Annotated in this window: 11 protein-coding genes; 1 reads left to right on the forward strand and 10 read right to left on the reverse strand. The window is 69.4% G+C overall.

The window, feature by feature from the left end; all coding sequences use genetic code 11:
* Positions 1–62 precede the first annotated feature (62 nt).
* The 10 genes from ACIRC0_RS36115 to ACIRC0_RS36160 form a co-directional block, all read right to left on the reverse strand.
* On the reverse strand, positions 63–986 hold the full coding sequence (locus ACIRC0_RS36115) for a DUF2797 domain-containing protein (protein WP_403625251.1): 924 nt from the start codon (positions 984–986) through the stop codon (positions 63–65).
* 33 nt (positions 987–1,019) lie between these two features.
* Complete coding sequence (locus tag ACIRC0_RS36120) at positions 1,020–1,712, reverse strand: dTMP kinase (protein WP_403625254.1); 693 nt, start codon at positions 1,710–1,712, stop codon at positions 1,020–1,022.
* Complete coding sequence (locus ACIRC0_RS36125) at positions 1,709–2,788, reverse strand: hypothetical protein (RefSeq protein WP_403625257.1); 1,080 nt, start codon at positions 2,786–2,788, stop codon at positions 1,709–1,711. The genes ACIRC0_RS36120 and ACIRC0_RS36125 overlap by 4 nt, the downstream gene beginning before the upstream one ends.
* On the reverse strand, positions 2,785–3,612 hold the full coding sequence (locus ACIRC0_RS36130) for a hypothetical protein (RefSeq protein ID WP_403625260.1): 828 nt from the start codon (positions 3,610–3,612) through the stop codon (positions 2,785–2,787). The genes ACIRC0_RS36125 and ACIRC0_RS36130 overlap by 4 nt, the downstream gene beginning before the upstream one ends.
* Positions 3,609–4,235 carry a GTP cyclohydrolase I gene (gene folE, locus ACIRC0_RS36135; RefSeq protein ID WP_403625263.1) on the reverse strand — a complete coding sequence of 209 codons (627 nt, stop codon included), beginning with the start codon at positions 4,233–4,235 and terminating at the stop codon, positions 3,609–3,611. Before folE ends, ACIRC0_RS36130 begins: the two co-directional genes overlap by 4 nt.
* Before the next feature lie 55 nt (positions 4,236–4,290).
* Positions 4,291–5,037, reverse strand: coding sequence for a 7-carboxy-7-deazaguanine synthase QueE (locus ACIRC0_RS36140; RefSeq protein WP_403625266.1), 747 nt, complete (start codon positions 5,035–5,037; stop codon positions 4,291–4,293).
* On the reverse strand, positions 5,034–5,444 hold the full coding sequence (locus ACIRC0_RS36145; RefSeq protein WP_403625269.1) for a 6-pyruvoyl trahydropterin synthase family protein: 411 nt from the start codon (positions 5,442–5,444) through the stop codon (positions 5,034–5,036). Before ACIRC0_RS36145 ends, ACIRC0_RS36140 begins: the two co-directional genes overlap by 4 nt.
* A gap of 51 nt (positions 5,445–5,495) precedes the next feature.
* Positions 5,496–6,266 (reverse strand): NUDIX domain-containing protein, encoded by a 771-nt coding sequence (locus ACIRC0_RS36150; protein ID WP_403625272.1) that lies wholly within the window; start codon positions 6,264–6,266, stop codon positions 5,496–5,498.
* A 263-nt stretch (positions 6,267–6,529) separates the two neighbouring features.
* Positions 6,530–6,706, reverse strand: coding sequence for a hypothetical protein (locus ACIRC0_RS36155; RefSeq protein WP_403625275.1), 177 nt, complete (start codon positions 6,704–6,706; stop codon positions 6,530–6,532).
* The gene (locus ACIRC0_RS36160) at positions 6,703–7,245 is read right to left on the reverse strand and encodes a hypothetical protein (RefSeq protein ID WP_403625277.1); all 543 of its coding nucleotides are present in this window, start codon (positions 7,243–7,245) and stop codon (positions 6,703–6,705) included. Before ACIRC0_RS36160 ends, ACIRC0_RS36155 begins: the two co-directional genes overlap by 4 nt.
* 350 nt (positions 7,246–7,595) lie before the next feature.
* On the opposite strand from ACIRC0_RS36160, the gene ACIRC0_RS36165 reads away from it, so the two are divergent.
* On the forward strand, positions 7,596–8,023 hold a 428-nt coding region (locus ACIRC0_RS36165), incomplete at its 3' end, for a helix-turn-helix domain-containing protein (protein ID WP_403625280.1).

An 8,023-nucleotide genomic window follows, 5' to 3' on the forward strand; every position in this document is an offset into this window, starting at 1 on the left:
GATGCGGTGGCCTCGCTTCGCGGAAGGGAGCCCGGCAGCCCGGGCCGGGCGTTCGAGCAGGATCAAAAGAGCGCGGACTGCACGGCGGCTGGCGGTGAGGAGAACTGCGCGCCGAGGGTGATGCGGCGGCCCTTGAGAGCACCGAGATCGAGCAGGTAGGGCAGTTCACCGTCGAGGGAGACGAGGACCTGGGAGCCGATGCAGGAGAGCACCGTCAGCCCGTGCTCGCCCTCACGCGGGTCGTGTGGGTACAGGGCGCGCTCAGTGCTCGGGACGCTGAGCAGGTCGCCTTCGTCGGGTGGCATCCACGGCTCCAGCACCGCTGGGATGTTCAGGTCGGCCAGGGCCTCGGCGGCGCGGTCGAGGTGCTGCTGGTGGGCGGTGCGGACAGGGGCGAGGTCGCGCAGTTCGGCCAGGGCTGTCAGCTTGGCCGAGGCTCGCACGGTCTGCGTCAGGCCGAGGCGGCGGGTGAGGGCGTCCTCCATGAGCCGTACTGTGCGGCCGTCAGGGCTCTCGGCGAGGTAGGTGGCGACCAGGGCACCCTGCTCGTCGAGGCGGGAGCGCTTGCGGGGGTCGGCCGCCGTGCCGACCTTCGTGGTGCCGTCGGCGAAGGTCGCAAGGTATAGCCAGTGCGGCTGGGCCATGTACGCCGCCAGGGCGTCGGGTACGTGGCCGCCGGAGTGGAACTGGTGGGCGAAGCGGAACTCGTCCCGGCCGGCGCAGGCGGCGCACTGGCCGCCGGCCTCGGCCGCGGCCCGGTCGGGACAGGCGACGGCCTCGACGCGGACGCGGTCGACGAACCGGTACCGGCCGGTGCACCACCGGCCGGTACCGTGCACCTGGTAGCCGAGGCGCTGGCCCATGATCGCGGCGTAGACGAGCGGTCCGCCGGGCAGCGGGGCGAGCAGGAGGCGGGGGTCTCCGCTCGCCCAGGTGATGCCGTGGCAGACGTACGTTCCGCTGGCGGGCAGCTGGGCCTGGTCCATGGTGTTCCTTGTCGATCGGGACGGTGGGGTGGGTCAGATGGTCAGGTGCAGCCGGTCGGCGAGCGCGGCGGAGGCAGCCTTGAACACCTGGTCGCGGTCCATGTCGGCGGCGTTGAGCGACAGCCAGGCGCCGTGCGCCGCCTGTTCGCGCATCTGGTCGAGGACGGTGTCCTGATAGCGGATGAAGTCCTCGTCGCCGCCGCCGGAGTGGCCGGTCTCCAGGGAGGTGAACGAGCCCTTGCGGCCGAGGGCTTCGCGGGCGCCGATATTCAGGAAGAACACCAGGTCCGGTTCGGTCAGGTGGGCGAAGACCTGTGCGGCGAGGCGGGTGGGGACCTCGGGGTTGACCGCGTAGCGAGCGAGGATCTTGTGGTGTGCGTTGTCGAGGACCACGTGGGTGCCCGCGGTGAGCGCGGGTCGGATCACGAGCCGGTCCTGCAGGGTGTACCAGGACGCCAGGGCCAGCAGCCAGTAGTGGTCGCCGCACGCTTGGGCGACGCGGGCGTCGCGCCGGTAGACCAGCTCGTTGAGACGGTCGAGGTAGGAGGACAGCTCCGGGTCCCGGGGGACGTCGGTGCTGTGCTTGCCGACGAGGATCGCCTCGTGGCCGGCCTCGTTCAGGGACTGGTGCAGGCGGGCGGCGAGGGTGGACTTGCCGGCCCCATCTCCGCCAACGAAGGTGATCAGCCGCCCGGGCGCGGGGCTGGTCGGCGCGTTCGCCGTCATCGGGTTCCTCCCAAGGTGTGGGTGTGGCTGGCGGTCAGGCGGCCGGTGATGATGGTGCGGATCCGGTCGACCAGGACCGCACGCCGATGCAGGACGTCGCTGTGACGCTCATTGGACAGGTCGGCGGGGTAGTGCGTGGCGAGGTTGTTGGAAATGACGTGGAGGTAGCCGAATCCGATCCCCGCCTGACGCGCCGCCGCCCCCATGGGTCCGATCTCCGGGTCGACGAAGGCGTACGACGCCGTGTGCTGGGCCAGCCAGTCGCGGTTCTCCAGCAGGATCGACGGGGAAGAGACGTGCAGGCCGCGCTGCACCCCGCCCTGGGCGGCGGCGAAGTCGCCGAAGAAGTCGTCCCAGCTCACCAGCGCCCCACGGACCAGGCTTGTGCTGCCGGTCGCCAGCCAGGTGTTCGGTTCGATGCCGGGGGTCAGCGAGCCGACCTTGCCGACGTAGACGACATCGCCGGCGCCGAGTTCGGCCAGGCGCGCGACGACCCGTCCAGCGACGTCCCCCCAGATGCTGTGGAGGAACCCGAGGTAGACCACATGGCGGCCGGCGACCTCGGCCCGCTGCCACGCGTAACCGGGCCCGCGGTTCCACACCCCGTGCTTAGGAGCGAGGTACTGCAGGCCCCACCCGACGATCACCAGGTCACCGTCCAGCTCCAGGCTGAGCGCGTCGAGCGCCGTTCGGCACTCCTCCTGCCCGGGCGGCTGGTACGTGACCGTGTCGGCCGGGCGGCCGGTCATGGCCAGGTACGAGGCGATGATCAGCGCGTAGTGCTGGACGTAGTCGGCGCCGGGGAACGCCTTGACGACCAGGTCATGGCCGTGAACCTCAGCGGTGGGCCGCTCGATGTTGAACAGCTTCCCGCTCTTCTCCAACCGGGAGACCACCGTGGTGCGGTCGTAGCTGCCGATGACGCGGATGCTGTCCCAGTCGTGATCCTGGATGAGGTGGTGGACCTTGATCTCCAGGTAACGCAGTAACCTTTCCCGGCTCATGGTGTGCCCGCTGGGATCGATTGGGGCGGCGTGCACCAGCCCGGGGGCGGGGGCGGCCAGCAAGGGGGTCATCGGCGCTCCTCGGCGATCGTCACGGTGCTGCCGGCCGCCGCGCGGACGACGGCGATGTTGTACCGGATCAGGTCGAACCGGTCCTCGCAGATCGGACCGAGATTCTCGATCCGTGGCGTGGAGGGCTTCTCGTACGGCCCTTCGGGCAGCAGGGCGATGCCCATCGCGCCGAGAATGACTGGGGCCGCGCCGTCCACGGAGGAGATCCACTCGTGCTCGCGTTGCTCGATCAGCTCCAGGTGTCCGGTCCGACCCAGGCCGAGCAGCCGGTAGACGATCAGATCGTCGACCAAACCGCGGTCCTTCAGGTAGGCGGTCGCCAACCAGCGGGTGCGGCACAGCTGCCCGTCGGGATCCGGCCGACGCGAGGCCGGCAAGGCGATGGCCCCGGCCCAGTCGCTGGTCACGAAGGCGTCGTAGGTGCGCAGCCACTCCTCGTCGTCCGCCGCGTGCAGGACCGCGCACAGCCGGAATGCGTCGCCGGACAGCTCCCGGATTTCGCGCGCGCCCTGCTCGCTCGCCTTCAAGGTCGCTGCCCCGTCCCGCATGACGTCCGGCAGGATGATCTCCCTCGCGGACACTGCGCGAGCTGCTTCGATGAGGCTTTCCGCCGGCAGGGCGTAGCCGAGGTCGAACAGTCCGTTGTCGACGATGATCTCGGCGCCGCGCTCGGCCTCGCGAGCGAAGAAGACCCGGTAGATCTCGTCGGACAGCACACGCTGGGCGGCCACGTGGTGCACGCGGGCCGGCTCCTGGGCGACGAAATCCTCCAGGTAGGCAGGCGGAGCGATGACGGAGAAGTCGATGCCCGTGGTGGCCGTCACGGCGCCCCCCACAGCCCGGCGGTGACCGTGAGGAACTGCTGGGAAAGAATGGGGTCGGTGCCGAAGCGCCCGCCAGTGTGCACCGTGGTGGTGCGGGCCTCCTCCATCCGTACGCCACGCATGCTCATGCACAGGTGCACGCCGCGCACGACGACAGCGACGTCCTCGCCGATCACGCCGGTGAGGTACTCGGCGACCTGGCGGGTGAAGCGTTCCTGGACTTGGAGCTGTCCAGCGAAGTGCTGGGCGATCCGCCCGAACTTCGACAGGCCCACGACCTCGCCGTCCGGCACGTATCCGGCCGTGACCCGCAAATTCATGGGCAGCATGTGGTGCTCGCAGAGTGACCACACGCTCATGCCGCCCACGATTACCAGCTGACCGCTCAGCTGGGATTCGGTGAAGCAGGTGGCCGTTGCGGTGCCGTCCGAGGACAGGAAGGCGCTCCACCAGGCCGCGACGCGGCCTGGGGTGCCGATCAGCCCTTCGCGGGCCGGGTCCTCGCCGAGCTCGACCAAGAGCTGCGTGATCAGGTCGGCGACCCGGCCGGTGTCGATAGCCGCGGCGGGCTCGGGGACGGCAGCGGTCACGGCCGCCGCAGGGCTCGCGACAGAGGTCGTCATGGGCTTCTCTCGCTTCCGGGGACTGGGGAACGGATGGGCGTGGTGGTGCGTGCGGTCAGCGGCCTCGGGCGTCGGCGAAGGCCAACACGTGAAGCCGGGTGGTGAAGTGCCAGTGCCGGGCCGCGACCGCGTCCGCCAGGACCCGCGTGGTCGCGATGATCGCCTTAGCCGTGGTGCCCTCCGGCATCACCCACACCGGGTCGAGCCGGTGGGTATCGGCAAGCTCGGCGATCCGGTCGAGGTCGCCCACCGTGGAAGCGACGAACTTGAACGCCGCCCGCTCGGAGGCCGCGAACGCCTCCAGCGCAGCGGGCACGAGGCTCCTTGACTCCTTCACGCCGAAACTGGCCAGCTTGGGCGAGACATTGAACCGGACCCCGTCGACCACCAGCTCGGGGGCGGGCGCGATGGTGCCGTTCGTCTCGAACTCGACCCGCTTGCCAGCTGCCAGCAGCCCCCGGACGAGAGGCACCAGGCGCGCCTGCTGGATCAGCGGTTCACCGCCGGTAATCACGACCAGCTCGACCGGTGAAGACGCAGCCCAGGCCACCAAGTCCGCCACGGATCGCTTCGTCGACTCCTTGCGCTGGTCGAACCGGGACCAGTCCCAGGTGTACTTGGTGTCGCACTTCGCGCAGGTCAGGTTGCACCGGGACAGGCGCATGAACAGGGCAGGGTGCCCGCAGCTCGGGCCCTCGCCCTGGAAGGTCGGCACCTCGGCACCGAAGCACTCCGCGACGATCAGCCAGAACTCGTCGTCGCCCCTCGTCGTTCCGACGGCGATCGGCTCGGGCGTGGTCACTGTCCCTCCACATCGAAGCGAGCCCAGCTGCTCCCGGTCTCTCGGACGAGGACGGCGACCAGGCGGCCGGGGATCGTCGGCTGCAGGTTCTGGCCGAACCAGCCAGCCAGAAACTGGGCCAGGCGCTCCGAGGTCGGCTCGAAGGAGAGGACCTCGTGCAGGTTGTAGTGGTCCAGTTCGGTGTCCAGGAACTTCTTGAACGGGGCCAGCATGCCGAAGTCCGTGACGAAGCCGGGCTCCTCCAGCGAGTGAGCGGTGAGGATGACCTCGACCTCGTAGCTGTGCCCGTGCTGGCGGGAGCACTTGTGCTCGGGCGGCAGCCCGAGGAGACGGTGGCCGGCCTCGAAGGTGAACGTCTTGCCGATGGTGAAGGCACCGGACGGGAGCGAAACAGAACCGAGGTCCATGATCTTTTGTCCAGCCGTATGGTTAGCGGCGTTTGCGGGACTGGCCATCGGCTACCTCCCCATGTGGGGCTGGTCGGTCGTGCCGCTCGCGGCATGTCGCGCGGCGAGCACCGGAAGGAAGTCGGCGCAGCGGCCGCCGAGGCCCGCCACGTCGACGTCCGACGCGATGAACGCGATGCGGTCCAGCTCCGGGGTGCGGCCCTGGGCGCTCTCAGCGGAGACAAGCCGCGTGTACTGCTCGGCGAGCACGTCGGCCGGGCAGGTGGGAGCGCGGAAGTGCACGCCCACGTTGCCCCAGTCACCGCGGGTCACCGTCCACAGCTCCAGGTCCCCGGGGGTGACTTCGCGACCGACCTCCTCGGCGAGCTCAAGCGCGGCGTGCCGGCGCAGGCACTCCACGTCCAGGGCGGCGCGCGTTTCAGGGGGCTCGATCGTCCCGCCGGGCAGCTGCCAGCGCCCGGGAGCCGCAGTGGACGACGCCATACGCCCCACCAGAAGCCGACCGTCATCCGTGGGCTGCGCAACGGACACGAACACCGACGGGGCCGACACCGCGTGGACAGGGTCCAGCCGCAGGACGTACAGACGGTAGGTTGCCCGGTACCAGGTCAGGAGCAGAGTCTCCGAGTCTTTCCACTCCAGTCCCGCGCACACCACGGTGGGCCCGTCGAAGAGTGACGGGTTGGCCGCGACGGCGGCTTCCCACCTGCGCTGCATCGTCGCCGTCTGCTCATCGGTCAGCCGGGGCGTGTCCGTCTCCGCCAGGAGCAGGCGGCGGACACCGGAAAGCTCAACTGCGGGAGCCTGCGGTTGGTTGAGCAACGAAACGTCCTTTGAGTAATGCCCCACCGGGCACCGCTGATCAGGCACGCGATGCCGGTGCCACCCCTGCCGCGGGCCCCAGACCGACCTTCCATCACGGCGTCGAGCCGGGAATCGGGCTGCCTGGGAGGAATCCGCCAGCGAACCGGCGCTGACCAGTCCAGTAGGGGCGGCGAGCGGTGAGACGTGGGTCTTGTGCGGCCCTGACCCGAAGCGGCCGCCATGGGCCCCTGCAATCCGGGGCGAGGGGTTCCGTCCCGCTGTCAGCGGTGCCGGAGGGAGGGCTGGCGGGTGGGTTTCGGGGCCGTCTGGGTCTGTACCCGCGGGCATGGTGTGGCGTGCCGGTAGACGGTGCTGCCCGCGAACGAGGCGCCCGGGTTGTCGTACGTCGTGTACTGCTCGCCCTCCCGGATGAGCTCGTCGCAGCGTGCGCACCTCATCTCACGCTCTCCACCTCACTGTCTGGGGCCGCTTCCCGAATCTTCCGAAGCTCACAGCGGGCCCGCACGATGAAGTCGAACACGTCCTCGCGCCGGCACAGATGGAACCGGTGCCGCGGCTGGGTCACCCAGTAACTACCGGGCGGCTCGGTGCGACCGATGTCGGGCACCCCGAGGAAGACGCCCGGGCCGAGGTAGGGAGTGTCGTTGGCGCCTTCCCAGTGGATGTGAGGCCACCAGGGCACGAGCGCGTAATACGTGGGTCCGACCGTCAGCCGGTCATGGATGACGGGGCCCCGCAGTTCCCGCGCGATGGTGGCTGCGACAGTGTGCGGGCTGTCGCTGCCGGCGGCGGCATGCACCAGGACGCCGGGGATACGGACGGCCCCAAAGCGCCGGCCCAGAGGCAACAGCGCGATGTGCTGGGTCGTCCACTCACGACGGGACTGGCTGGGCGACGGGTGAGCGCTGGCGAGCCAGGCCCTGATGGTCTCGGGGTCGTCGGGCTTGCGGTTGCTGCGCTGAGGCAGTGCCGCCACCGGGGGCAAGAGCACAGAGGCCCACTGCCCCGAAGGTGGTGTTCCCGCCGCTGCAGCGTGAGAGGTGCTCACCGCCGCCCCTGCTGTGGTCATCGACCAAGGCGGATTCGTAACCCGGGATCGCGTCGCGGCCGTAGTGTTCGTCATGTCGTCGCTCCCTCAAAGCATCGGCCATGGCCCCGGAGCTGTCGCGAGGCGGTCGCCGGGGTTTCATGCGTTGATGTATCGAGGGTCCTAGTTGTCTTTAGTCCGCGGGATGACCGACGGGGGTTACCGAGGCGGTAATACACTGGCTACCGGTTCGGTACGGCTCAACAAAGCGCATACGATCACTCCGGAAGTTGGCCCCCATGGACGCCACCACCCCCGGCCCGCTCGCACCCGAAGTCCTCGACAGAGACGACCTGAAGCAAGCCCTGGCAGAGCACGACTTCGCCGCGGCATTTTCACTGATCAAAAAATGGGGCGGCCTGTCGCAGAACCGTATTGCAGCGGCCTGCCAGCTCACGCCCGGCAAGGTCTCCACAATCATCAGCGGTCAGCAGCAAGTCACCAGCTTCGACGTGATCTGCCGCATTGCTGACGGGCTCCGCATACCGGGGCGCATGGTGGGGCTTGCCGACCGACCCTGGGAAAGGCCGCCAGACACCCCAGAGCAACCGACGAGACCACCGGCCACACGGTTACTGACTTCGGCTCGTCAAGGTGACGTTGGATCGTCGAGGGTCAGGCCGGTGCCCGCTATGAAGCCGTCGAGGGTGTCGGGCCGGTATTGGAG

The organism is Streptomyces sp. NPDC093984 (genome assembly GCF_044764595.1).
In the GTDB taxonomy this organism is placed as follows: Bacteria; Actinomycetota; Actinomycetes; order Streptomycetales; family Streptomycetaceae; genus Streptomyces; species Streptomyces cynarae.

What these genes read in the sequence shown, in the direction of transcription:
- ACIRC0_RS36145 (WP_403625269.1), bottom strand. Translation starts at nt 5,444, where the DNA reads ATGGACCTCGGTTCTGTTTCGCTCCCGTCCGGTGCCTTCACCATCGGC.
- ACIRC0_RS36115 (WP_403625251.1), bottom strand. Translation starts at nt 986, where the DNA reads ATGGACCAGGCCCAGCTGCCCGCCAGCGGAACGTACGTCTGCCACGGC.
- folE (WP_403625263.1), bottom strand. Translation starts at nt 4,235, where the DNA reads ATGACGACCTCTGTCGCGAGCCCTGCGGCGGCCGTGACCGCTGCCGTC.
- ACIRC0_RS36125 (WP_403625257.1), bottom strand. Translation starts at nt 2,788, where the DNA reads ATGACCCCCTTGCTGGCCGCCCCCGCCCCCGGGCTGGTGCACGCCGCC.
- ACIRC0_RS36155 (WP_403625275.1), bottom strand. Translation starts at nt 6,706, where the DNA reads ATGAGGTGCGCACGCTGCGACGAGCTCATCCGGGAGGGCGAGCAGTAC.
- ACIRC0_RS36120 (WP_403625254.1), bottom strand. Translation starts at nt 1,712, where the DNA reads ATGACGGCGAACGCGCCGACCAGCCCCGCGCCCGGGCGGCTGATCACC.